This is a genomic window from Koromonas humicola, assembly GCF_059726255.1.
On record NZ_AP040873.1, the window covers coordinates 4086639 to 4112024 of the forward strand.

Consider the following 25386-nt stretch of genomic DNA (forward strand, 5'->3'; position numbering starts at 1 on the left):
AAACCTTTTTGCTAACCCGCTGACTTCGAGAAAGGTCTGGTTATGCTGCACACATTCGTAGCACTGGTGGAAGACAAGCCCGGCGTGCTGACCCGGGTCGCTTCCCTATTCCGCCGACTGAATATCAACATCATCTCGCTGACGGTTGGTCACTCCGAGCGATCGGATGTTTCGCGCATGACGATTGTGGCCGAAGCTGCCGCTGGAGCAGGACACCGCATCAAGGCATCGCTGTTCAAACTCGAAAACGTTCTTGACGTGGACGATGTCGGACAGTTCTCGTGCGTTACGCGTGAGCTTGCCCTGATCAAAGTCGCGGCGACCGCCCAGACGCGTGCGCCAATATTCCAGCTTGCAGATATCTTCCGAGCCCGCGTCGTGGATATCGCGCCAGAGTCACTGATGCTGGAAATTACCGGAGTTTCATCCAAGATTGAGGGGCTTATCCAGGTATTGACCGAAGGCGATAACCAGATTCTCGAGATTTCGCGAACCGGGCGCATGGTGATGCGTCGCGGCCAGCACACATCGCGAGTACTAGACGCCATGCGTGCCCCCAGCCCTGAAGAGGAGCCGATTATTCCCGTTACGGCTACCGGCGAGAACAGTCTCGAACTGATTCCTGGCGACCCGAACCACCCACTCTAAATGGACGTATCGTTGCAGTTCGCGCGCTTCTTCCGTTCTGGCAGGAGCGCGCAGCAGTCTCGGCGCAAAATCTTTTCCTCACCTGCAACTCTGAATCAGAGCTGGGCATCTTAGTGTTAAGGCCCGGCCACAGCCCAAGCTGTCCGCCCCAAGCTGATTTTACGATTGAAGAGGATCTGCATCACCATGGAACAAGGAACTGTAAAGTGGTTCAACGACGCTAAGGGATTTGGTTTTATCACCCGCCAGAGCGGCGAAGATGTCTTCGTGCATTTCACGGCCATCCAGTCAAAGGGCTTCCGTAGCCTGCAGGAGGGCCAGACAGTTCAGTTCAGCGTCGTGAAGGGGCCGAAAGGGTTGCAGGCCGAGAGCGTTGCCATCGTCTAGGTCGCAAGCAAAACATTTGAAAAGGGCAGCCGACGGGCTGCCCTCTTTGTTACTGGGAAACTTCGCAATTACGCAAGCAGGTTGGTGATCTTCGCCAGCAGTTCGCGGGGATGCAACGGCTTGGCCAAGACGTTGAAAGAGTATCCTTCCGCCCGGGCGCTCTCCAGCAGATCCTGGGTCGCCGCGTTCCCGGAAAAGATGAGGATCTTGTAATGCGGATGCTTGGAGTAAATGGCTTTGGCCATTTCGATACCATTCGTCTCGGGCATCATCACATCCGTGATGATGAGATCGGGGATAAAGTCCTCAAGGATCGCAAGTGCCTCGGCAGCACTGTATGCTGACCTGCAATCGTATCCGGCGCGCCGAAGGATCTGGCACAGCGTATCGCTGATCGGACGTTCGTCATCGACGACCAGGATACGGCATTCAGATCTCTTTCCATCGATGGTCTGGGCCGGTGACATTCTGCGAGGATTCCTTTGTGGTTTGTTCAATCGAAGTCGAGTACGAAACTGCTCAAAACCATACTGAACGAAGCGTTCAGTGAAGCTTCTCGATACAGTGTACACTTGCTCACTACAAACTGCTGACGTGCGGATTGCTGCGCGGCTCAGTCAGGATGTATTGCCGGTTGCCTACTGTTTTGTTCAAACTGAGCGCATGTACAACACTCTCCAGCTTATACTCGATATCCCTGAGTGATTGCGTGTTTTATTGACTTGAATTTGGCGGATCGGATCGTATGCAACAGATTGAAACCGGAGCAGTTCTTCTTGTGCGAGTGCCCGCGGCTGTATGTGCTCTCCCTCTGCGACACGTCATCGAGACCATGCGACCGCTTCCTGTTTCACCAGTCCCAGACGCGCCAGAATTCCTATCCGGAGTATCCGTCATACGTGGAGTACCAACCCCCGTTATCGATCTGTGCGCACTGTTCCAAGACGGACAGCACCTGCCATCCGAGCGATATGTCACCGTACGAACCGCCGGACGGGTCGTCGCACTTGCCGTGCAGAATGTGGCAGGGATAGCCGACCTGGGTCAGTTAAACGTCGTTTCCCTTCCGCCGCTACTGAAGAATGCGCGGACCGACGTGATGGAGGCGATTGGGACGCTTGACTCGGACTTGCTGGTGATGCTGCAAACCGCAGCGTTGGTCCCCGAAGCGATATGGAAGACTCTCGGAATACTCGAGGCGACGCTGTGAAGTCCAACTTCCAAATCGAGGAACTCGCAAGATTTCGCGACATCATTAATCGGCACCTTGGCCTTCGATTTGATGACACCAAGTTGGACGAGTTGGCGGAAGTCCTGAGTGCCCGAATGAAAGCCACAGGAAACAAGCAATTGGACGAATACCTGACTGCCCTGTCATCGTCGCAGCAGGAACAGTATGCGGTGGCGAGCTACCTGACGGTTCCTGAGACATTCTTCTTCCGAATGCAGGAACACTTCCGAGCGCTGCGCGAAATCATTCTGCCAGAGTTTCTGCAGCATGGCCGGGTGCGCATTCTGTCAGCAGGATGCGCTTCGGGCGAGGAAGCGTATTCCATTGCCATGCTTCTCCACGAGATGGGAACTTCGGCAAAGCACTCCGTTACGATCCGCGGTGTGGACGTGAATCCGGCGGTGATTGAGCGGGCTCGGCTCGCGAAGTATTCAGAATGGTCTTTACGGGAAACTCCGCAGCCGATACGGGACAAGTATTTCCATCGCCAAGGTCGCCAATACCAACTCGACGACACGATCCGCAAGATGGTCAAATTTGAGGAAGGTAACCTGCTGGACGAAGCCTCCACTTTCTGGCACCGTGAGTCGTGCGATGTCATCTTTGTGCGCAACGTGCTCATGTACTTCTCGCCTGAATGCACAAAGGAAGTAATCTCACATGCGGCACAGGCACTGGTGCCCGGCGGATACCTGTTCATGGGATCGGCGGAGAACTTGCGCGGGGTCTCACATGAATTTCACCTTCGCCAGACGCATGGAGCGTTCTACTACCAGCGCCGACGAGATGGGGACGCCGAAAAACCGAAAACTGAGACACGGCAACCACGGCGCACAACAGCGGCGAACACCACGATTGGCGCCGTTTCCGACAATATTCCGGAGATTCAGGGCGACTGGCTCGACACGATCCGTGCCGCGACAGAGAGGGTGCAAGGACTTGCGAAAGTTCGTCCGCACTCGGAAACAAACACAGCGTCGCCGAAGCCTCCCGCACAGCAGAAACGACTCGACATGACGGCCGCGATCGACTTGCTTCGCCGCGAGCGTTTCGGGGAGGCGTTGGATGCACTTCCACCTGATGCGAGCGCAAGCGGAGAGGTGCAACTGCTGAGAGCGGTAATCCTGGCGAACTCCGGCAAACTCACCGAAGCTGAGGCGACTTGCGAGATGTTGCTGAAAAGCGACGAACTGAACGCAGGCGCTCATTACGTGATGGCCCTGTGTCGCGAGCACGCACAGGATTGGAGCGAAGCAAGCCGCCACGACCAGACTGCCATTTACTTGGATCCATCCTTTGCCATGCCGCACCTGCACATGGGATTGCTCGCGCGCCGCTCGAAAGATCTCGACTCGGCTCGCCGAGAGTTACAGCAGGCTGCGCTACTACTTGAGCGCGAGGATGCTTCGCGTATTCTTCTGTTTGGCGGTGGATTCAGCCGCGAGTCCCTTGTAGAACTTTGCAAGCGAGAGCTGAAGGCCTGCGGAGGAACGGTGTGAGTTCAGTCGATCTGAAATTGCAAAGCAAGGTCGAGAAATTCCGTAAGCTGTTCGATGACAGCTTCGCGGCTCCCGAACAGACCGAGCGTCCTGCGGTTGAACATCTGTTGGCCATCCGTGTGGGCTCGGAGCAGTTTGCGGTCTCGGTGCGCGACATCTCAGGGCTAACGACAGTGAAGGGGCAGGTCCTCTCCGTTCCCAGCAGCGTGCCGGAGTTAGTTGGCATCACGGGAGTTCGCGGCGTAGTAGTGCCCGTTTTCAGTCTGGCGGCATTGCTTGGACTCACGTCACGAGCAGACAAGTATCATTGGCTACTCCTCAGCGGCGAGCGGCAGGCCACAATCGCGTTGGCAATTGATCTCCTCGAAGGCCACCTGGAGATACCGCTCGAAGACATGATTCCGCCTAGCGCGGAAACGAAGGCTCATTACATCAAGAGCACTGCGCGAAATGGCAACGTCCTGCGCGGTGTGATCGATCTCGAAGTCCTAATTCAAAAGATAAAGGGAAGAGGGCGCGTCTAGCCGTCCGACCCGCGGAAAGAAGGAGTCAACAGCATGGGCAACTCCTGGACTTTTGGCAAGAAGCTCGCATGGGGATTTGCACTGACAGCTGCCTTGTCTATTGTGATGGCTTTGACGGCGCTGTACGCGCTGCACCGGGCGGTCTCCAGCAAAGATTTTGTGATCTCCGTCAACTCGCAGAACCTAATTGATGCAGCCGAACTTCAGGCGTCTGCCGCTCGCAAGGGGTTGGCCGTTCGCGGTTATCTGCTCTCGGGCGACCAACGCTTTCTTGAGCAGGAGGAAAGCGAACATCAGGATTTCCTTCGGATTCTGAATCAGCTGAGGTCTCACGTGTACACGGATAAGGGCCGGGGGCTCATTGCCCGCATAGAGGAGCTCGATGCCGAACACCAGCGTTTGATTCTGCGCGCCAACAAACTGCGCGAGGGCCCATCGCCATCGATGGAAAAGATTTCGGATTTCATGACTCACGATGTGAGTCCGATGCGACAGAAGCTTGATGGCAGCATCGACGAGTTCGCGAAATGGGAACAGGAACTGCTCGATCAGGGCCGCAACGCGTCCACACAAGCGGCGAGCAAGGCTGCAACTTCGCTCATCATCATGGCCTTGCTTGTGGTTGCCCTTGCAACCGTACTTGCCCTGCTACTCACGCGAACGCTCACGCGGCAAGTCGGATCCGCCGTGCATGACGTCCAAAGCTCCTCCGCTGAGTTGCAGGCCACCGCCACCCAACAAGCGACCGGAGCGAGAGAGCAAGCGACAGCGCTCAGCGAAATCACCACCACCATCAGCGAACTGCTTGCCTCGTCACGCCAAATCGCTGAGAGCGCACAGCGAGTAGCACAGATTTCAGCCGAAACCGGGACCGCGGCCGAAGCGGGTGATCGTGTCATGCAGAACGCGCATGAGTCTGTACTAGGGATCAAGAAACAAGTCGATGTGATCGTGAATCACATGCTCGATCTGGGCCGCAAGTCGCAGCAGATCGGAGGCATCGTCGACATCATCAACGAACTGACCGAACAGACGAACATCCTTGCCATCAACGCAACAATCGAGGCAGCAGGCGCGGGAGAAAGCGGAAGACGGTTCGCCGTTGTGGCTGACGAAATCCGAAAGCTCGCCGACCGCGTAGGCGGATCGACCAAGGATATTCGCGCACTGATCGAAGAGATTCGAGCAGCAGTGAACTCGACAGTGATGGCGACCGAGGGTGGCAGCAAGGCGGTCGATGCCGGAACTCGCGACTTCGGCGACGTTACCAGTGCCCTCACTCAGATCAATTCCCTGCTTTCCACCACGACCGAGGCTGCACGCGAGATCGAACTCAGCACCAAACAGCAGACGACCGCAGTGGAGCAGGTGAAGGTCGCCGTATCAAACGTGGCCCAGGTCAGTAAGGAGGCGGAGGTCAGCACCGTGCAGGCGCTGAAGACTGCTTCGCAGTTAGCGGAGTTGTCGCGCAACCTTAGTTTGCTCATTCAGCCTCAACTTAACGGTACGCACTAATGGCACGGGACCTGTACAAGTACTTTCGCGTTGAAGCAAGAGAGATCGTGGAGCAGTTGAGCTGCGGCATGCTCCGCTTTGAACAAGGCGCTTTCGAACAGGCCAACGTGGCGGGCCTTCTACGCCACGCGCACACGCTGAAAGGTGCGGCTCACGTTGTAAAGCAGGCCCGCATCGCGCAACTGGCACATGAACTCGAGGACACACTGGCACCGTACTCCGGCGGGCAGGAGATTCCAGCGGAAACAGTGCGCTCCATGCTGCACGCGGTGGACGAGATCAGTTCCGGGATCGCACAACTCGATTCTCCGCAGCCTGCAAAAAAGGATGACAACGCAGCCACTCCCGCAACGTCTGCACCCGCACCTCCGCCCGTCGAAGAAGTTTTCGACACGGTGCGCGTCGAGATCGGCGACATGGACGTGCTGCTCAACGGAATTGCTGAAGCGAGTTTGCGGGTAGCCGGACTGAAATCCAAGCTGGCTGCCGTGGAGCAAGCTGCCGACCTTGGGGCGGTTTTGATGAATCAACTAGCTCGCCGCTCTCCCAACAATCCGGACGAACGCTCGAGCGCCTCATGGTCGAAGACGCGACTTCTCGCCGAAGACATGACCAATCTGCTGAAGCCACTTCGTCGAACCCTAACCGCCGGCTTGGAACAAGTTGAGAGCGAGTTGGCACAGGTTCGCGACACGGCTAGCCAAGTCCGACTAATCCCGGCGAGTGCCGTTTTCGGCACCATGCGCAGAGCAGTGCGAAACAGCGCAGAAACGCTGGGCAAGGAGGTTGAATTTGAAACCTCTGGAGGCGAGCATCGACTCGACGCACACGTGCTCGCGGCAGTTCGAGACCTGCTGTTGCATGTGGTCCGGAATGCAGTCGCTCATGGAATCGAGAGTCCTCCGGAAAGACTTGTGGCTGACAAGAATCCGACTGGAAGAGTCACACTCGAAGTCCGCCGTCAGGGAAATCGCGTCGCATTTTTCTGCCATGATGACGGCCGTGGATTTGATATCGAAGCACTTCGCCGCGCCATTGTGGCGACCGGAATTCGCTCCGAGCAAGAAGCACGGACCATGGACATCAATGAACTGTTGCGCGCGCGAGTGGCTGGCATTAGCACCAGTCGCACGGTGGATGAGATTTCCGGACGCGGGATTGGACTCGACGTTGTAAAGGAGATCGCCACAAAGCTCAAAGCCGAAGTCGCGATCGAAACGAACCCGGGCAAGGGCTCGACCATTCAGATATCCGTCCCCGTCTCGCTCATGTCGATACCGGCAATTCTTGTTTCCAGCAATGGAGTAAGCGCTTCGTTGCCTGTGGACGCGGTGCGCCAGACCCTTCGCGTGTCGGAGGACGACATCGTACATAACCCGGATGGCGAGGCGATTGTCTTCGAGGGGAAAACGATTCCCTACATCGAACTTGCACGAGCACTTGCACAGCCCGCAAGGCAGCAGGCGAAACGTGAAAAGTTCTCAGCCGTAGTTGTGCGTTCTGGGCCTGAAGTGGCCGCTATTGGCGTCGATCGACTGCTTGGAACAGCCACCGTGCTTCTTCGCCCTATCCCAACATTCGCCGGAGTGGATGCAGTCGTCGCAGGAGCCGCCCTTGATGCCGAAGGCAATGCGCAGCTTGTGTTGGACCCTCCGGCTCTGGTGCTCGCCGCGCGCACAAACCATTCTGATACGTATCAACCCTTGCCAATCGAGACTCCGGTTGTCCTCGTAGTAGACGATTCTCTGACCACGCGCATGCTCGAGAAGAGCATTCTGGAATCTGCCGGATATGAGGTCGATCTGGCGAACTCGGCGGAAGAGGCTCTCGAAAAAGGGCTAGCGCGCCACTATGATCTCTTTGTCGTAGATGTTGAAATGCCGGGCATGAATGGGTTTGAATTTGTAGCGAAGACGCGAGAATACTCCGCGCTCTCGGACGTTCCATCGATTCTTGTTACATCTCGCAGTTCTCGGGAAGACAAAAAGCGCGGCCAGGAGGTCGGCGCACGAGCCTACATCGTGAAAGGCGAGTTTGATCAAGGTGAACTGCTGCAGCGCATTCGGGAACTGGTGAGTTAAGCCAATGGGTAAGATACGTGTCCTCGTAGTAGATGATTCACTCACGGTGCGAAAGCGCATCGTGGAGGTGCTCGCCTCCGATCCGGCGTTGGACGTGATTTCGGAAGCCGACAACGGGCGTCGCGCCATTGAACTGGCGCAAGCTCTGAGGCCTGATGTGATCACCTTGGACATGATGATGCCTGAGATGGCTGGAGTGGCCGTCACAGAATACGTGATGGCTTACTGCCCCACGCCGATTCTCATCGTGTCTGCCTCTACGAATCGTGGGGAGTTATTCAAGACCTACGATGCGCTCGCCGCCGGGGCTCTCGACGTACTTGAGAAGCCAACCTCTGGAGATGTGGACGGCGACTGGGAGCGAAAGCTGATTTCCACGGTTAAGTTGGTTTCACGCATCAAGGTCATCACTCATCCTCGTGCCCGACTAATGCGGCCTGCGAGCATAGAGGAGCCAGCAGTGAACCCAGGTGCCGAGTCTGATTACGCGGTCGTCGCCATCGGCGCTTCAACCGGAGGTCCGGGTGCCGTTCTTGAGATATTGCGCGGGCTGCCGTCAAATTTCCCGTTGCCGATTCTGTTGCTGATCCATCTGGCGGAGCCTTTCGCGATGGCATTGGCAGAATGGCTCGACGGACAATCGCCCTTGCGTGTTCGATACGCTAGAGACCGTGAGCCACTTCCGATGAATGGTGTTGTCATGGCACCTGCCGGAAAACACCTCGTGGTGTGCGAAGGCAGGTTGCGGCTCACCGGCGACCCAGAGCGCCATTCCTGCAGGCCATCCGTGGATGTTCTGTTTGACTCTGTTACTCGCGAGTTTGGACGACACAGCATTCAATGTCTGCTGACCGGGATGGGAAGGGATGGTGCCGCCGCTATGCTCAACGCGCGACGAGCGGGAGCGATGACCATCGCACAGAACGAAACTAGTTCAGTCGTGTATGGTATGCCTGGTGAGGCAGTACGCATAGGCGCTGCTCGCCGTGTGCTGCCCGTGGACGATATTGCTCGTGAGCTGACTGAACTGGTGACAAGATCAGAAATTCGGAGGAGAAGTTGAAGGTCCTGATTGTAGACGACAGCCTCACAGTCCGAATGGACCTGAGCGAAGCATTCGAAAACGCGGGACAGGAGACCACTCCGTGCGCCTGCCTTCAGGATGCTCGCGCCGCGCTGTCGGAGTTTTCATTTCAGCTAATCGTGTTAGATGTGCTGCTGCCGGATGGAGACGGGATCGAGTTCCTAAGCGAGTTGAAACACAAGCCCAACACAACAGAGATCCCGATAATGCTGCTCTCCACCGAGGCGCAGGTTCGCGACCGTGTGCGAGGGTTGAAAACCGGGGCTGACGAATATGTTGGAAAGCCATACGACATCGCATACGTTGTGGCACGCGGCAAGGAGTTGATGAACTTGCACCGCGAACACGCGGATGCCGTCGCCGAGCGAAAAGTTCTTATCATCGACGACAGTCCGACATTCCGCGGCGAAATGCAGATGACGCTGGAATCCTCCGGCTATCGAGTGCTTACTGCTGCATCGGGCGAGGAGGGTCTGCAGGTCGCGGTCAATAATCGCCCCGCCGCCCTGATTGTGGACAACGGACTGCCCGGGATCGACGGCACAACCGTCGTGCGACGCGTACGCGAAGATGCAGCTTTAAGACGAACTCCCTGCCTGTTGCTCACAGCATCCGAGGACCCGACTGAGGAATTGCGGGCACTGGAAGGCGGTGCAGACGGCTTCATTCGCAAGGATCAGGATTTCAGCATTATTCTCGCCCGCCTCGCTGCCATCCTTCGTTCTTCCAGTACCCCGTCCGCGGTTGATACGCAGTCAGTCCTCGGCCCAAAGAAGATCCTGGCAGTTGATGACAGCGCGACGTTCCGCGAAGAATTTGCAGCACAACTGCGCCAGGAAGGCTATGACGTGGTGCTCGCCCGCTCGGGCGCAGAAGCATTGGAACTGCTCGCAGTGCAACCTGTGGACTGCATTCTGCTGGATGTAAACATGCCCGGCATGTCAGGCAACGATGCTTGCAAGGCGATCAAAGAGTCTCCGGAATTGCGAGACATCCCATTGCTGATGCTCACATCGCACGACTCCCCGGATGCAATGAACGAAGGGATCAATGCCGGAGCGGACGATTACATCTCCAAAACAATCGAATTCGATGTAGTTCGAGCGCGCATACGGGCCGCCTTACGACGTAAGCAGTTCGAAGACGAGAACCGCACGGTTCGCGAGCAATTGCTGCGAAAGGAAATGGAAGCCTCCGAAGCACGCGCTCAACGCGAACTGGCCGAGACACGGGCAGCATTCCTTTCCGAATTGCGCGAGACGGAAGAGCGGCTCAGGTTGGCGGCCGAGGCGGCCGATATGGGCGTCTGGTCCTGGTACCCGGAGACAGGCGAACACGAGTTGGACCAGCAGTGCATGAAGCTACTCGGTCTTTCAGAGGGAACAAAGCCCAGTCATATCGCATTTGTCTCCTGCATCCATCCTGACGATCGGGTGCGCACGGAGCAGCAACTTGCAGCGGCGCTGAAAAGCCGCGGCGATTTCGAGGTGGAGTGCCGAGTGGTATGGCCCGACGAGTCCATTCACTGGATCGTCACACGGGGCAGCGCACTCAAGGACGACAGGAATCGTGCGGTTCGCCTCACGGGCGTGGTGATGGATGTCTCCGAGCGTAAGCGAACTGAGGCAGCGTTGGTGCGCAGCGAAAAACTCGCATCCGTTGGCCGCATGGCCGCCACCATGGCGCATGAAATCAATAACCCATTGGAAGCTGCCACCAATGCTCTGTTCCTTATTTCCTGTGACGAGGACTTAACTCCGGAAACGCGCGCCAATGTAGATCTTGCCGAACGCGAACTGACCCGTGTAGCTCACATGACACGACAAACGCTTGGCTTCTACCGCGAAGGTTCGCAAGCCGGAGAGGTGAATCTCTCCGAGATGGTGGATGAACTAGTTGGCCTCTACTCGCGAAAGATAACTTCCAAGTACATTTCTCTGGAGAGGACTTACCGCGGCACATGTGTTGTCAAGGGCATTGCAGGAGAGCTGCGGCAGGTAGTTTCCAATCTGCTCGCGAACAGTATTGATGCTGTTCCATCCCGTGGCACCATCTACATTCGCGTGTCGGACGTGCACGTGAAAGACTACGCGGTGCGAGTGACCGTGGCCGATACTGGATTGGGAATCAAGCGCGAGAACCTGGCCATGATTTTCGACCCGTTTTTCACGACCAAAAAAGACATGGGAACAGGTCTTGGGTTGTGGGTTTCACGACAGATCGTCCAGAAGCATGGAGGCGTGATCCGTGTGCGCAGCAAAGAGGGGAACGGAACAGTGTTCACCATCTTCCTGCGTATGGAAGCAGCGGATCGCGAGAGCGACGCCGCTGGAGCCTAGTCGTCCATAGCCGAATGCGCAGAGACCGCGCGCAAAGCTACGCCACTCTCGTTTGGAAAGCTGCAACGTACAAAGGTTCTGTAACCTTCCGGCATCGTATGAGTTGCGTCTCTCATAAATGGTGTCGGCAATGGCCCGCAGGACTGCAACTTACAAACAAACTCACTTTCCCTCTGAGCCCCCAGCAGTTCAGGTAATCACCTCTCCTCCGCGTCGCCGCCGGATCGCCTCGCTGGTGGGTGTTGCCATCCTGATCGCGCTGATTGCGGTCGCGATCGTATTCGCACTGAAATGGCCATTCACGCCGAGGGGAATAGCCGAGCGCCTCCACCAGCACTCGTCAGCGGTGATTGAGTTCGGGAAATTCCACCAGGTCTTCATGCCGCAACCGGGCTTCGTAGCCGAAGATGTAACGATCAAACGTTCTCCACATGCCGAGCCGAGTGTGACGATCAAGCGACTAACACTACTCACCAGTTACTCCGGCATGATCGGTTCATCGAAATCGATTTCGTCTGTAAAGGCCGAAGGACTAGTGGTACGCATCTCGACCGCGGGCGCAGCAAACAACCTTGAGTTTCATCGTGGAAAACAGAAAGGGCAACTCACGCTTGATCATCTTGTTGCTGATGGAGCAGCGTTGGACGTAGTTGGCGACAATCCTCGAAATCCCTTGCGCTTCCCCATCTCTCGTCTCCGAATCGACAACGTTGGTCCGAACAAGACGAGCAACTTCGATGTCGCCCTGCAGAACCCCGTTCCGATCATGCAGATTGCCGCGAGAGGAAACATTGGCCCTTGGCAATCCAATGCAGCTATGCAGTCTCCGGTCTCAGGCACTTTCAGCGTGAACGATGGCCAGTTGCAAACAGCGCCCGCGATTGGCGGACTGTTGAGCAGTAATGGGCAATTCAAGGGCACACTCGGCAGCATCGCCGTCTCGGGCAGGACCGATGTCGCCGGATTCGAACTGCGGAGTGCGCATCACCCCATGCCACTGCAAGTACAGTTCAACGCAGTGGTTGAAACAAACAACGGCAAGATTGACCTCCAAACGGTCGATGCGCGGCTTGGTTCGACTGAGATAAAAGGCTACGGCGTTATCACGCCACAGCGATCACAAGACGCTCAGGATCTGGTACGAATGCAATTCTCGTGTGATCGGGGACGTGTTGAAGACCTGTTGCGTTTGTTTGTCTCCGCCCCGCAACCATCAATGATGGGGCCAATAACATTTAAGACAATCGCGAACGTAGAGCGCGGAAGCAGGCGTTTCCTTGAGCGCGTGCGACTTATCGGTAACTTTGCTATCCGTGATGCGCACTTCACATCACCGCAGACCCAACGAAAACTAGACGAGCTAGGAGCAAAATCGCGGGGGAACCCAAAAGATCCAGACCCGCCAGATCACGCCGTCACTGTGCTGTCGAGCAACGTGGATATGAAGGATGGGATTGCAGGACTCGCGGGTGCTAACTTCCAGGTGCCGGGCGCGACAGCGGATGGCGGAGGCACATTCAACGTTCTGAACAGCAGCGTGAACCTGAAAGGTAAGCTCCGGATACAGGCAAAAGTCTCGGAGGCGACAAAGGGCGTGAAGTCGTTTCTTCTTAAGTTCGTCGACCCTCTATTCAAAAAGCACAATGCCGGAGCAGAGTTGCCCGTCTCCATCACCGGTACGCCACATCATCCGAAGTTCAAGGTTGGCCTCAAGAAGTAACTCCAGCATAGTTGTCGCGTCCATCAGCAAACAATTAAGTTAGTAGAGATGTCTTAAGCGAGGACGCTCAATGCCGGATGCTGCTTTCTTCCAGCCTGATTTGTTCGTTTTCTTGCGCCAACTCAAACGCAATAACAACCGCGAGTGGTTTGCGAAGAATAAGGCGCGCTATCAGCAGGTAGTCGTCGAACCCGCAATGGAGTTCATCACGAGCTTCGCTCCGCATCTGGGCAAGCTGAGCCCGCACTTTGTCGCCGACGCGAGACCGACGCGAGGATCGCTGTTCCGAATCTATCGCGACACCAGATTCTCTCAAGACGGAATGCCGTACAAAACACACGTCGGCATGCGATTCATGCACGAGAACGGCAAGGACATCCATGCTCCGATCTTCTACCTGCACCTTGAACCCACAGGCTGTTTCGTTGCAGGGGGTGTCTGGCATCCAGACAATCCAACGCTGACCAAGATACGAACGGCAATCGTCAACCAGCCGCAACAATGGCAAAAAGTCGCACGCAAATACGAACTTGAAGGCGACAGCCTCACGCGACCTCCGAAAGGATTTGACCCGAAGCACGTCTGCATCGAAGACCTCAAGCGCAAGGACTACATCGCCTCCGTCGAACTCACGGCAGATCAAGTTTGCGGGCCGACGTTCATGCGCGACTTCGTTTCAGCATGCCGTTCGATGGCCCCGCTGGTAGAGTTCACGACTAAAGCGATGGGACTAAAATTCTGAAGTTAATGAGGGAGGAGGAACTCCCATGATGCCTGCAGTCTTTTTCGGACACGGCAATCCGATGAATGCCGTTACTCATAATCAGTACACCGAGGGCTGGGCGGCTATCGGCAAGTCCATCCCTCGACCGAAAGCCATTCTCTCCATCTCGGCCCACTGGTACGTACCCGGCTCAGCGGTAACTATAAGCACAGCGCCCAGGACAATACACGATTTTGGCGGCTTTCCGCGCGAACTCTACGATGTGCAGTATCGCGCCACGGGCGATCCCGCGCTTGCGACGCGCGTTCAGCAGTTGCTGGCTCCCCTTCCCGTAACAATGGATGATCAATGGGGACTGGATCATGGCACTTGGGCCGTGCTCTGCCACGTGTATCCCGACGCGGACATTCCCATCGTGCAGTTGAGCATTGATGAAACTCAACCCGCCAGCTTCCATTTCGAAATAGGCAAACGACTTTCGCAATTGCGCGATGAGGGAGTTCTCATTGTAGGCAGCGGAAATGTCGTTCATAACCTGCACGCATATGCCTGGGGACGTCACGTTGCGGAGCCATTCGACTGGGCCGTTTCGTTCGAGGCGCGCGTGAGAGAGTTATTGCTGGCCGGTGAATCATCTCCGCTGCTCAACTACGAGCAGAAACTCGGCAGAGAGGCGATGCTGGCGGTTCCGACACCAGAGCACTACCTACCTTTGCTATATGTCATTGGTGCGCGACAGGCAAGCGAGCCGATTTCTTTTCCTGTAGAGGGCGTCGATGGCGGATCGATTTCGATGCTCACAGTGCGCGTGGGATGAGTCTCAATCCTCGTACTTCGAGAAATGAATCTCACGATGCAGCATCTTAGAACGCAAAATGAGGCAGCCCCGAGGCTGCCTCACCGAACCGCAGTAGCGTATTGCTATTGCCTGCCGTCAGCAAAGATGTCGAACACATAGTCGTGGGCGGCCAGAGCGGCTTTCGCTGACTCACCACGGTTCACGAGTTCCTCGCGCGACAAGTCAAACACTGCTTCAAGGATTTGCGCCCGCTGCTGCGCGTTTGCCGAGCCGACTGCGAACAAAACGCGCGCGCTATGCTGGATGTAGCGATCCGAAAGCAATTGCTTCTTCAGCAGCTCCATGATGACCTGCGCCTTCGAGCGGTCGAAACGCCCCGGATCACCACGACGATCCAGTTCAGCGAAGAATTCACGCGTCCACTCATCGTGATACTCAAAGACCTTCTCGAACAGCTCTGGAGTGAAGCGAGTTCCAGCCTTCACCTGTTCGGCATTTGTGGCAGGAACCACGCCATCTTCGGTGAGCGCAGGACGCTTCAGGTATCCATCCTTAGTGATAGTTGCCCGATGATGAACCAGCGTCCATAGCCACGACATATCGATTCGATAGGTCGCAAGGTCATTCATGAAACGCAGGTATAACTCGTAGTCATCAATCGCTGCGGCAAAGTTTCCATTCAGAATCTGGAAGCCGTAGTTTGCAGCCATGTAGAACGCGTGCTGGATGTGCTCAATCGTCACATCACCCTTGGGAACGCTATAGATGGATTCCCAGAGCTCGGGTGACAAGAATTTCTCCGGAGCATCGAGCGACTCGCGCGTGATCACCTTCGGCGTGATGCGCCCTTTGGAATCGATCAGGCCGCGTGACTGAAACACCTGTTGCTCCGATTCGACGAGACCACTGTTCACGGTCGGTACCGGCTTGCCTTTCACATCCACCATGTCACGCTTCGCATCGAGCATCGCTTGCAACTGGCCCAAGGCAGCGCGCAGCGGAGCGTTTCCCGCCTCGACATAGCTTGTCTCGGGACTCGCGACCCAACTCTGCCGATAAGCATCGTAGAGTCTTCCTTTCACCTGGCCGGAGAGAATCTCCTCCAGCGTTGGCTGCGCAGCGAGCTGTTCGTCCGGAACGAACATCAGCCCAAGTAACCGTTCGCGAAGCTTATCGACGGCCATCGCACGCAACGCAAGCTGGTTGTATCGCGCGCGTCCGTAAGCATCGCCTTGCTGATAGATCATTACCGCCGCCATGCCACCGATCGGAGCGCCCTGCGTGAACTCGCCGTGCTTCAATCCCGAGAGCAGCATCACCAACGCGTTGTAGCGCTGGTACGCGATCATGTTTGGCGCGGCCATGCCGATTGTCTGAGGATCGGGGAAAACACCGTTGGGATCGTCCTTCCACATTTCAATCAAGCTGCCAAGGTAATCCCAGCGACCAACATTGGTGCCGAGCAATCGGCGGCGCAGCGTCCACACGATTGCAGGCAGGAACCGTCCACCATTGCCTTCCTCGTAGAGCATTTTAATTTTGATCGTTCCCGCCGGAACACCGATCATGCCTTCGAGCCGCGAAAACAGCTTCTCGACAATCAGTGCTTCGTGCGGAGTCTGCAGCTTTGGGATGTAGAAGTAAACGCTCGTTCCCGCGCGCTTCAGTGCGTCGTAGTTGTTGAATGTCCAGAGGACGGCGATTGCCACCAATCCCGGAGCAGGCTTTCCATCCACGAGCACGTGGTCATAGCGCACATGAATGCTCGGCGGACGAACGAAGCGTGTAGGCCACCTCCCCGGCTCGCGTGCAATCGTGTATTTGCGAGACTGGTGTTTCTTCTGCACTTCGTAGGCGCGGTCCTTCCACTTCCCCTCCAGAATTTCCTTCGCGTTCTTCAATGCGCCGAAGACACCGATAGGCTCATGCGACGGAGTGCCGTCGGGTCGGAAGTGCGTTGGCGAAGCATCTTCGAAATCCGGCATATTCATCGGGGCATTGCTGTTCAGCGCATTGAACGCCATGTCGAGCGGATACCACGGCCCGGTCAGCTCCAACCCAGCGTTCTTCAGAGGATGCGCATCGGCTGGTATGTCCACTTCGTCATTGAGTCGCCAGCGATGTGGAGTCTCGCGGCCGAGGAAGTTATCAATTAATCCCTGGATGATCTCGCGGAATGTCCACGGCTTCCCGCTGATCGGATCTTCGAAGCGCTCGTCCCACTTAGGCCACGCATACTTTTCACGCACAGGCTGCGGAGAGTTGAGGATTGCACGCCGGGCCGAGAGCGCCGCAGCTATCGCCGGATTGAGCTCACGCGTGAGTGTGGCGATGGTCTCTTCGATATTGAGCTCATGCCCAGCCACCTGCTTTGTGCCAAAAAGCTCAGGAAAACTCTGCAATACATCCTCACGAATCATCGCGGCTGCTCCTTGTGCTGATTAGAGGTCTCCAGAACGGAGACCGGAACTCGAAATGAAGTCACTCATACTCTGGATTCGCCAAAACACGTTTCGGTTGTGAGTAGCGGATTGAAAGTGACAACCGCGCCGCATACGAACCGGAATTCCGCACCCGAAATATTCAACAGCGTTGGACAGGATCCCTGAATACCGACGTTCGTATCAGCATCAGATGTGCGCTCCACACAGCAGGTTCCATCTGGTTGGGTCAAATGCATGAAGACGAGAATCCTATCACTTCTACTAGGTGGGAGACTTTAGATTGCAGGATTTGCTTCTTTATCCGCTTGCTCGCGGACGAATTGCCTTACGCTGGCCAGATCCGAGACGAGTCTGTCGTAGACCGCACGCGATTGCTCTTCGTCGGCACTTCTGAGCACGAAACTGGGATGCACGCTGATCACCGTGTGCTTGGCATAGGGCGTCTGCACCACTTTGCCCGCATCGCGAGTGATTCGAACACTGTTGCCAAGTAGAGACTTGGCAGCCGTCGTACCCAGCAGCACGATTGCTCGTGGCTGGATCGATTGCAGCTCGGATTCAAGCCAAGGTCGGCACGCTACGATCTCTGACATGCGCGGAGTCTGGTGAATGCGTTTCTTGCCCTGCCGAATAAACTTGAAGTGCTTCACCGCGTTCGTCATGTAAACGTCACCGCGCGGAATTCCAGCCTCAGCCATAGCACGGTCCAGTACCTCGCCTGCAGGTCCGACGAACGGGCGTCCTTCTTGATCCTCAACATCCCCAGGCTGCTCGCCTATAAGCACGACGCGAGCGTTGGCTGCACCTTCGCCAAAGACCGTTTGTGTTGCTTCGCAATGCAGCGGGCACGCAGTACACGCGCTTGCCGCCTCGCGCAGCACGTTGAGATCGCGGCTGTGTGGGACAAGAGGGTGCGCCGAAGTTGCCTGCTGACGCCGCATCGTCGCCAGCCGAGCCGGAACATCGGCCAGCACTTCGGGTAAATTCTGCAGCTCGGGAAGATGATTCCAGAAGCGGGACGGCATCTCCTGCCGCATCAGGTCGAGATTCATCCGCGCCGGGTTAAATGTCGTTCGGTAGTAGGTGGACCAGAGCGACTCGAGTTGATCGCTTTGCGGGGCACGCGGCAAAGCTACTCCAGGTGAATAGGACAGCCGCACGCCATCCCAGTTCGCCGAGCCGTGCGGCGTAAGGATGCTCCAGCGCATTGCCGCAAAACGCCGTTCGAAGAATGGTGCCGCAACGCGAATAATTCGGTAATCCGGCCGATACCACGCCACAAACCATTCTTCCCCATCGCGCTCCATTCGCCGGAAGCGCACGAAGGAGTGCATGTGATGAATGTCTCGTGCAACCTCCTGCCGCATTCGATTCAGACGTAGAACGTCTGGCTCAACCTGTACTGCCAGTAGATTGCGCTCACCGTGAACGATTCTCCACAGAACGCTGTACAGCAGGTGCCACCGCGCCGGATCCGTGTGGCAACAAACAAGCCGCGCGAGATCGAAATACTTCCGTGGAACCCTCAGCTTGTCTTCAGATTCCCCTACCGCCGCAGCAGGCAAGAGAGACAACTGCTCACAATCGGCGTCGGACCACGCAACATCATGAGGCGCGACATTGGCGGCGAGCAGCTCGCGACAGCGTTGTCGAAAGCTGTCAAAATCCGCCTCCACCGCGACGTGGATCACAGTTCACCCACGACTGCGGCATTGGCGGCGTCAAACAAAGCGAGCTGCTCAGGGGCGGCCGTCGCCGACTGCAAACGGCTAGAGTCCAGTAGCACGACTGAGGGACTGTGATCAGTGGTGATGATGAATGGCTTCGCGCGACGCAGCGAGATTCGCAGCTTGCGGAGATCGTCGAGCGAGAGCCGATGATAGCGGCGAATCGACAGTATACGCAGCGCGTTGCGGTAGCCTATGCCGGGAACGCGAAGTAATTGCTCGCGCGTGGCTCGGTTCACATCCAAGGGAAAGAACTCGCGATGCCGCAGGGCCCAAGCATGCTTCGGATCGACCTTCGAATCCAAGTTGGGCTGGTCTGCCGTAGTAAGTTCGTCGGCTTGAAAGCCATAATAACGCATCAGCCAGTCGGCCTCGTACAGACGATGCTCTCGCACCAGTGGTGGCGCCGCGATCGGGAGCCTTGCATCAGCTTTTGGAAATGGACTGAACGCCGAGTAGTAAACCCGTCTCAGTTTGTAAGCCGAGTACAAATGCGATGACTTGGCCAGAATCTGCGAGTCGGTGCTTGGAGTGGCGCCAATGACCATCTGCGTGCTTTGGCCTGCGGGAGCCAGAGCAGGAGCCGATTTCCGCTTCGAGCGCTCCTCCTTGGATGACACGATCTCCGTTTTCACCCGCCCCATCGCATCCTCGATCACTGCACCGTTTTTCTCTGGAGCGAGTTTGTCGAGGTCGGTCTGGGTTGGTAGCTCAATGTTTGCGCTGAGGCGGTCGGCATAGCTCGCCGCCTGACGTAGCAGCTCCGGCGAACAGCCAGGAATCGTCTTCAGATGAATATAGCCATTGAATCGGTGCTCCACGCGCAGTGTGCGTGCAACTTCGACGAGCTGCTCCATTGTGTAGTCGGGCGACTGAATGATGCCGGAACTCAGAAAGAGTCCTTCGATGTAATTGCGTTTGAAGAAGTCGATGGTGAGCTGCGCAACCTCCGCCGGAGTGAACCGTGCGCGGGGGATGTCGCTCGATGACCTGTTCACGCAGAACACGCAGTCGTAAATGCAGTAGTTCGTCAGCAGAATCTTCAGCAACGAGACACAGCGACCGTCCGGAGTGTAGCTGTGACACACACCGCACGCAGCGGTGTTGCCGAGAGCTCCGAGCTCGGCGCTGCGGCGCGAGCCGCTGCTCGCACACGAAGCGTCATACTTTGCCGAGTCAGACAGTATGCGAAGCTTGGTCTCCAGCTCCATTGATCAGATTGTAACAAGAGAACAGAAAGCGAAAACATACAAATTAGCCAAGCTTATCCGTGAGGTCAAAAGCTTTGAGTGCTAGCCCTCACCGAGGTCTTCCCGCACACGAATGTACCAATCGGTAACCAACAGAAAAACATAAGAAAGTCCCCGCCATAGAGCGACGGGGACTTGGAGGAGCATCTAGGTACGTGGTTAGAACTCGAATTTCAGCGAAATCTCCGAGAGGCGGCGTCCTACCGACAGTGGAGCATATCCGAAGTTTGAGTTTGTGCTTCTTGCAGTTGAAGGTGACGTGCCCGACATAACGAGTGTCGTCTGGTTCGGGTACGGAGTACCAAAGCTGTGCAGCGGGTGATTCAGGAAGTTGAAGGCCGCATAGCGGAAACGCAACTTGTATTCATTTCCGAGAGAGAATGCCTTCTCCAGACTGAGGTCGCTGTTGAAGTACGCTGGGCCGTGCATGTAAGGCATGATGTACGGACCGTTGGTTCCAACCGTCGGAAGCCCGAAGCATGCGCCATTGACGAACTGGTTCTTCGCGAGCCCCGAGCGCGGATTGCACGTTAGGACAGGCTGCAGGCTAACATCTGGTGTTCCGAGAATGGATTGGCTGCTGATCGAGTAGTTCTGACCATCGGCCTGATTGATCGTGCCCTGCAGGTAGAAGTTCGGCGAGAAGCTGACTCCAGTCTGCATGTTGCCGCCACTTTCAACTGTCGTGATTCCCGAAACCATCCAGTCGTTCGCAATCAACCCGAGCGAGCGCTGCGGAGTGACTTTGCCGAACTGGTACGAGTACGACAGGTTGAGGATGTGGCTGCGGTCAAAGTTCATCGGCCCGTAGTTGTTCCTGATGTGGAAAGGATCAACCGGAGCGGTGTAGTTGAAGTCAGCCGCGGAACCCAAAACGCCCAGCGACTTAGACCACGTGTAATTAATGTTGTAGGTAAGGTGTCCGGTCTGCTTCACCAACAGAGCCTGGAAGCCATTGTAGTTAGCGTATGTGTTGTGCTGCGGCACGATGATGCTGCCGTATTGCGGATACGGTCTTGCAGCCTGCACACTCGGCTCGCCCGCCCAATCCTGAGTGTTATTCAACTGCGCAGCCTGGTAAGGCGTGCAGCCTTCAGGATTGCATGGCCGTGGCATCCATGACGCGGTTGCAGCATTGATCTTGGTCGCCGCTGCCGACGAGAACAGGTACCCGATTGGAACAGCGTTCAGGTTGTTAAGAACGACAGCCTGTGTGGTTCCGTTATTCATCATCGAGTTGCTGTTGTTCCCTGCATAAGAGAATTGCAGGAAGGTGGTCCGGTTCAACTGCTGGGTGATGCTCAAGCTGTAATTGTTAGTAACGGGCGTCTTGTGATCGCTCGCAAGAAGTCCGGAGACGGAGGAAATCGGCAACGAGGTCTGCGTACCCCCGGCATTGCCGTAGGTCGCCGGATCCTGATGTACCGTGCTGACACCCGCCAGCGTGTTGCCACTGAAGCCTTGGAGGTCAGCCTTGCGCAGTCCGCTTGCTGTTTGGAATGCGCCGATTACATCATCAGCCGAGTCGTGGAAGCGGTAAGCGCCATATCCACCACGAACCACCGTCTTGCCATTCTTGAACACGTCCCACGCAACACCGACGCGGGGTTCGAAGTAAGCTCCTGAAGAACCTGTGCCTGAATTCGGAATCGCGGGATTGATGCCGTGCCACTGGAACCCTGGGAATGGATTGGTCGTCGCGTTCATTGAGGTTCCAATCAGGTTCGGCTGCCACACAGCAGCACCAAGCCCATGCGAGTCGGTCCAGGGTCCAAGATGGGCCACACGGAGACCGTAGGTAACGACAACACTGGGACTGAGCCGCCACGCATCCTGCGCGTAGCCTTCAATATTCCAGAAGTAGATATTGGTGCGAGGAGTAAATGAGGCCTGGTGGTAGTCCTGAATCTGGCCTTCGAAGAAGTTAGCAAGTGAGTTGCCGCTATTGAAGTGCGGAGTGGGATCGAACGCAGGGGTTCCGTCCGGATAGTATCCGTTGTAGCTGTGTAGCTCGTTTCCAGCAGCGCCAAACCAGTAGTTCTGGATAATGCCGTTGGCCTGGCTCTGGTTCGCCTGATTGTTGGCCACGCGCTGTCCGAAGATGCCGAACTTCAGCCCATGCTTGCCCACAACCTTGCTCAGGTTGTCGCTGACCGCTGGCTGATACTTGTGCAGGAACAGTCCACCAGTAGTGAAGTCCGGCCACAAGCCGAGCGGCAGGCCACCATAAGGTGTGTAGGTTCCCAACTGCGGATACTGCTGGCTTCCGTTGTCAAATACACCGTTGTACGGATAGTTGATCGTGGATTTTAGCAGTGCCTTCTGATTCTTCGGCTCGAACTGCTGCGTGAAGTAGGTGAGGGTCGCCGTCAATTCATTGGTCAGCGTCGGCGAGAAGACCTTTACGTAATTCGCCGAAGCGCTGTGCACATTGATCCGGTTTAGCAATCCGCCACCCGGTGTATTGACTGCACCCATGATGCTCTGCGGAGCGTAGTAAGGCACCTGCGGCTGTCCTTGCAGGCCATGTTCAAAACTGTAGCGGAAGAAAACCAGGTTGTTGGGATTGATGTTGTAGTCCAGGCGGCTAGTCGTCTGGAAGATATTGTTATCCACCAGGTTCAGCACCTGATAGTTGTATCCGTCTGCGTTGGTCTCCGGAAGATTCGGCAGAGGCAGGGTGTTGTTGACCAATGCCATCGCACCCGGATCGAGGAACGCCGAGATGTTGCCATTTGTCAGCGTGCCGCCCTTGTCACCCACGGTAGGCGTCGGCGAAATCTGAGCATAGGTCGCAAGCCGATTAGGATCATTCCAAATCGTATTGCCCAAGTAAGCCTTCAGTGCATTAGTGCTGAAATCGCCCTTGCGCATGTCCTTGGTCGGGACCAGCGCATTGACGATAGCGCTGCTCGCGCCGCCGTAAGCGTACACACTCTTCTGCGCATCGAACTCGGCGCCAGTGAAGAACGTCAACTTCTTGGTGCCGGGAACCGGACCACTGAGCGTGAAGCCGGGGTAGATGTAGCGATCGTCGGGGCGGTCAATCTTGTTGTACTTTGCCAGCGAATCATTCGAGTTCAGCGCGCTGGTTCTTGCGTAGGTGTAGAGCGAGCCATGGTACGCCTGCGTTCCCGGCTTCGTGACGCCCGTAATCACCACCGGTCCATTCGACTGATCAACACCGAAATTCGAGGTCTGCACCTGAACTTCGCTTACGAACGCCACATTGATGTTCTGCAGATTGGCGCCCATGTTGCCGGAATCGGTCAGGTTGGCGCCATCGAGCTTTAGGGTCGTGCCAGCCACGGGAGCGCCATTCGAAATATAAGCGTTCCCCATGCCGATGTTGACCTGCGAGAAATCGGCCGCGGTATTGGTGTTATCAGTGCTGCGGATTGCAAATCCCGGAAGGATTTTCTGAAGTTCCGTCGCGTCTCGTCCCACAACCGAGAGGCGATCAACATCTGTTGAGGAAATAGTAGAAGCAAGCTGGCCACTGTCGAGCGGGATCGTGCCCACGGCGCCTTCGACTGAAACAGACTCGGCGGTGGAGGCCAACGTCATCTTGAGTTCCTGAAGCGCCAGGCTATCACCCGGGTTCACATGAATATTCTGCCGGACCAAGTCGCGGAAGCCCGGCATCTTGATTGTGAGCCGGTAGTCACCGCTCGGAACTGCGGCAAAATAGAACGCCCCAGAGCTGGTGGTGGTAGCCGCGCGTTCGACACCATTCTGAGTATTAGTTAAGGTCACAGCCGCACCGGACACGACAGCAGAACTCGGATCCTGAACCATTCCGCTCAGGCTGCCTGCTCCTACCTGTCCGATCGCCACGCCGCACAGACATAATGCAACGAGACATATGAACAATGCGGGAAGCCACCGTCTCCTGAACGAGCGGTCGCCGCGATCAAAAGCTTCGTTACAATTGCGTCTCATTCCTGCCCTCCCAACAAACCGCGTCCCCACGGCTGCCGGATCATGCCGACTAGCTCGACTACGGGGAGGCTAAGCGATCTTGTTATAGGCGGAGTGTCTTTGCAATTTAAGGTGCCTTACAGAAAAATCGCGGCATTTATCAGGAAAAATTCTTGTGCAATGAGCAACTTAGATAAGAATGATTAACAATGTGACACGCCTATTTTTATCTTCGAAACGACTGCGCATGTAGCATCCGAGCGCACGCGGGCTCGCGCCTGGGATTCGAGATCCGCTCAGACTTGCAAGCCGACCCGCTCTGAGGAAACTTCTAGCAAAATTGTGCGCAGCGCCAACTATCGCTTCGGCACTCCATTGCGCAATGCCGCAATTCGAGACTGAGCCTCGGAGGCGAGCGCCGGGTCAACTCCTGCGCTGGCGTAGGCGGCTACGGCTTCGTCATACCGGTGGCCACCCTCCAACGCTTTGCCCAACCATAAATACAGTTGCGAATTCGGCCCGAGCTGCAGTGCATGAATGAAGTCTCGCGCAGCGTCATCAAACTTGGCTTCGTAATAGAACGCCTCTCCGCGGCCAAATAGTGAGTTGCGGCGCGCAGGGTTTAACTTCAGCGCAGCCGTAAAACCGTTTTCTGCCTCCAGATACTCTCCGAGAATCAGGTGTGCGGTGGCCAGATTGTTATAGGCGGACTCCCGCGCGACTGCCGACTCGGAGTATCGGATCACGGCTTCCAGTTCGGGGATGCTCTCTCTCACCTGCCCGTGCTGTATCAGGAATGTCCCAAGCGCAAGCGACGAGTGACGGGGAGACGAGTCCTTTGCCAGTTGGAGATGTTTCAATGCCTCATCGGCCTGTCCCGCATCCGCATAAGCAATACCTAGGTCGGTTTCGATCGAAGTATCCGGTACCCGAGCAACTTTCTCCGCCTGCGTGAACAGCGCGATTCCCGATTGCCAGTGTGTCAGAGTCACCCGCGTCGTCACAGTGAGTGCAGCGACGATCAAAAGAACGGCCATAGGAAGCACGTACGAGGGAACGAACCGAGTTTTCAATAACTCCGACGCGCCCCACACGACAACTATGTAAATGCCAATCAGCGGAGTGTAGGCATAACGGTCGGCCATCGCTTGTCCCCCGACCTGCACGATTCCTATGACCGGAACCAGGCTAAGCAGGAAGAACAGCCATCCAGCAGCAAAGTACTTCTTCTCTCGGAACACGTAGGCTGCGACCGAAATAGCGGCAAGCACCAGGAGAGAGCCTATCGCCATTACCCAAGAGATATGCGGAACCAGCGGATAGAAAATAGCCAAATCGCTAGGCCACACGGCCTTTGCCAGATAAGCCGTGTATCCCACAGCTGCGTTCTTCAGATGATCCGAGAAAGGCTGGGCCGTGTTCAACGTCTCTGTTGACTTCTGCGCCAGCACCGAGACGTAGGAATCCATCGCGCTCAGGAACAGTAGCGGAAC

General features: G+C 56.3%; 18 protein-coding genes. 12 read left to right on the forward strand and 6 right to left on the reverse strand.

Translation table 11 applies throughout. The features are described from left to right. The first annotated feature begins 42 nt into the window (after positions 1-42). Positions 43-648, forward strand: coding sequence for an acetolactate synthase small subunit (gene ilvN, locus AC6IZD_RS17725; protein WP_497784889.1), 606 nt, complete (start codon positions 43-45; stop codon positions 646-648). Between the two features lie 186 nt (positions 649-834). Then, positions 835-1035: a cold-shock protein gene (locus AC6IZD_RS17730; RefSeq protein ID WP_497784890.1), complete on the forward strand. Its 201-nt coding sequence runs from the start codon at positions 835-837 to the stop codon at positions 1033-1035. Between the two features lie 68 nt (positions 1036-1103). Here the strand turns inward: AC6IZD_RS17730 and AC6IZD_RS17735 are convergent, their stop codons facing one another. After that, a complete protein-coding gene (locus AC6IZD_RS17735; protein WP_497784891.1) occupies positions 1104-1502 on the reverse strand; it encodes a response regulator transcription factor in 399 nt (132 codons plus the stop codon). Positions 1503-1780: 278 nt separating this feature from the next. On the opposite strand from AC6IZD_RS17735, the gene AC6IZD_RS17740 reads away from it, so the two are divergent. From AC6IZD_RS17740 to ygiD, 10 genes are all read left to right on the forward strand, one after another. Beyond that, positions 1781-2245, forward strand: a complete 465-nt coding sequence (locus AC6IZD_RS17740) for a chemotaxis protein CheW (RefSeq protein ID WP_497784893.1) — start codon at positions 1781-1783, stop codon at positions 2243-2245. Next, positions 2242-3765, forward strand: coding sequence for a CheR family methyltransferase (locus AC6IZD_RS17745; RefSeq protein WP_497784895.1), 1524 nt, complete (start codon positions 2242-2244; stop codon positions 3763-3765). The genes AC6IZD_RS17740 and AC6IZD_RS17745 overlap by 4 nt, the downstream gene beginning before the upstream one ends. Further along, positions 3762-4289 carry a chemotaxis protein CheW gene (locus AC6IZD_RS17750; protein ID WP_497784897.1) on the forward strand — a complete coding sequence of 176 codons (528 nt, stop codon included), beginning with the start codon at positions 3762-3764 and terminating at the stop codon, positions 4287-4289. Before AC6IZD_RS17745 ends, AC6IZD_RS17750 begins: the two co-directional genes overlap by 4 nt. 33 nt (positions 4290-4322) lie before the next feature. Continuing rightward, positions 4323-5804: a HAMP domain-containing methyl-accepting chemotaxis protein gene (locus tag AC6IZD_RS17755; RefSeq protein ID WP_497784898.1), complete on the forward strand. Its 1482-nt coding sequence runs from the start codon at positions 4323-4325 to the stop codon at positions 5802-5804. Beyond that, complete coding sequence (locus AC6IZD_RS17760) at positions 5804-7885, forward strand: hybrid sensor histidine kinase/response regulator (protein ID WP_497784900.1); 2082 nt, start codon at positions 5804-5806, stop codon at positions 7883-7885. Before AC6IZD_RS17755 ends, AC6IZD_RS17760 begins: the two co-directional genes overlap by 1 nt. Before the next feature lie 4 nt (positions 7886-7889). Next, positions 7890-8948, forward strand: a complete 1059-nt coding sequence (gene cheB / locus AC6IZD_RS17765; protein ID WP_497784901.1) for a chemotaxis-specific protein-glutamate methyltransferase CheB — start codon at positions 7890-7892, stop codon at positions 8946-8948. Beyond that, the gene (locus AC6IZD_RS17770) at positions 8945-11308 is read left to right on the forward strand and encodes a response regulator (RefSeq protein WP_497784902.1); all 2364 of its coding nucleotides are present in this window, start codon (positions 8945-8947) and stop codon (positions 11306-11308) included. Before cheB ends, AC6IZD_RS17770 begins: the two co-directional genes overlap by 4 nt. 130 nt (positions 11309-11438) lie before the next feature. Next, positions 11439-13028 (forward strand): AsmA family protein, encoded by a 1590-nt coding sequence (locus AC6IZD_RS17775; protein WP_497784904.1) that lies wholly within the window; start codon positions 11439-11441, stop codon positions 13026-13028. 70 nt (positions 13029-13098) lie between these two features. Next, entirely contained in the window at positions 13099-13770 is a 672-nt protein-coding gene (locus tag AC6IZD_RS17780; protein ID WP_497784905.1) for a DUF2461 domain-containing protein, read from the forward strand. Positions 13771-13795: 25 nt separating this feature from the next. After that, the gene (ygiD, locus tag AC6IZD_RS17785; protein ID WP_497784906.1) at positions 13796-14569 is read left to right on the forward strand and encodes a 4,5-DOPA-extradiol-dioxygenase; all 774 of its coding nucleotides are present in this window, start codon (positions 13796-13798) and stop codon (positions 14567-14569) included. Between the two features lie 104 nt (positions 14570-14673). Here the strand turns inward: ygiD and AC6IZD_RS17790 are convergent, their stop codons facing one another. The 5 genes from AC6IZD_RS17790 to AC6IZD_RS17810 all read right to left on the reverse strand — a co-directional run bounded on the left by AC6IZD_RS17790 (position 14674) and on the right by AC6IZD_RS17810 (position 25362). After that, complete coding sequence (locus AC6IZD_RS17790) at positions 14674-16971, reverse strand: aldolase/citrate lyase/malate synthase family protein (protein WP_497784907.1); 2298 nt, start codon at positions 16969-16971, stop codon at positions 14674-14676. Between the two features lie 299 nt (positions 16972-17270). Continuing rightward, positions 17271-18686 carry a UdgX family uracil-DNA binding protein gene (locus tag AC6IZD_RS17795; protein ID WP_497784908.1) on the reverse strand — a complete coding sequence of 472 codons (1416 nt, stop codon included), beginning with the start codon at positions 18684-18686 and terminating at the stop codon, positions 17271-17273. Beyond that, positions 18683-19933 carry a putative DNA modification/repair radical SAM protein gene (locus tag AC6IZD_RS17800; protein WP_497784909.1) on the reverse strand — a complete coding sequence of 417 codons (1251 nt, stop codon included), beginning with the start codon at positions 19931-19933 and terminating at the stop codon, positions 18683-18685. Before AC6IZD_RS17800 ends, AC6IZD_RS17795 begins: the two co-directional genes overlap by 4 nt. A gap of 198 nt (positions 19934-20131) precedes the next feature. Further along, positions 20132-23914, reverse strand: coding sequence for an outer membrane beta-barrel protein (locus AC6IZD_RS17805; RefSeq protein ID WP_497784910.1), 3783 nt, complete (start codon positions 23912-23914; stop codon positions 20132-20134). A gap of 335 nt (positions 23915-24249) precedes the next feature. After that, positions 24250-25362, reverse strand: coding sequence for a tetratricopeptide repeat protein (locus tag AC6IZD_RS17810; RefSeq protein ID WP_497784911.1), 1113 nt, complete (start codon positions 25360-25362; stop codon positions 24250-24252). Between the last annotated feature and the right edge of the window lie 24 nt (positions 25363-25386).

Coding starts and splice junctions, on each gene's coding strand:
- ilvN (WP_497784889.1), top strand. CDS start 43: ATGCTGCACACATTCGTAGCACTGGTGGAAGACAAGCCCGGCGTGCTG.
- AC6IZD_RS17730 (WP_497784890.1), top strand. CDS start 835: ATGGAACAAGGAACTGTAAAGTGGTTCAACGACGCTAAGGGATTTGGT.
- AC6IZD_RS17735 (WP_497784891.1), bottom strand. CDS start 1,502: ATGTCACCGGCCCAGACCATCGATGGAAAGAGATCTGAATGCCGTATC.
- AC6IZD_RS17740 (WP_497784893.1), top strand. CDS start 1,781: ATGCAACAGATTGAAACCGGAGCAGTTCTTCTTGTGCGAGTGCCCGCG.
- AC6IZD_RS17755 (WP_497784898.1), top strand. CDS start 4,323: ATGGGCAACTCCTGGACTTTTGGCAAGAAGCTCGCATGGGGATTTGCA.
- AC6IZD_RS17760 (WP_497784900.1), top strand. CDS start 5,804: ATGGCACGGGACCTGTACAAGTACTTTCGCGTTGAAGCAAGAGAGATC.
- cheB (WP_497784901.1), top strand. CDS start 7,890: ATGGGTAAGATACGTGTCCTCGTAGTAGATGATTCACTCACGGTGCGA.
- AC6IZD_RS17775 (WP_497784904.1), top strand. CDS start 11,439: ATGGCCCGCAGGACTGCAACTTACAAACAAACTCACTTTCCCTCTGAG.
- AC6IZD_RS17780 (WP_497784905.1), top strand. CDS start 13,099: ATGCCGGATGCTGCTTTCTTCCAGCCTGATTTGTTCGTTTTCTTGCGC.
- ygiD (WP_497784906.1), top strand. CDS start 13,796: ATGATGCCTGCAGTCTTTTTCGGACACGGCAATCCGATGAATGCCGTT.
- AC6IZD_RS17790 (WP_497784907.1), bottom strand. CDS start 16,971: ATGATTCGTGAGGATGTATTGCAGAGTTTTCCTGAGCTTTTTGGCACA.
- AC6IZD_RS17800 (WP_497784909.1), bottom strand. CDS start 19,933: ATGGAGCTGGAGACCAAGCTTCGCATACTGTCTGACTCGGCAAAGTAT.
- AC6IZD_RS17805 (WP_497784910.1), bottom strand. CDS start 23,914: ATGAGACGCAATTGTAACGAAGCTTTTGATCGCGGCGACCGCTCGTTC.
- AC6IZD_RS17810 (WP_497784911.1), bottom strand. CDS start 25,362: ATGGATTCCTACGTCTCGGTGCTGGCGCAGAAGTCAACAGAGACGTTG.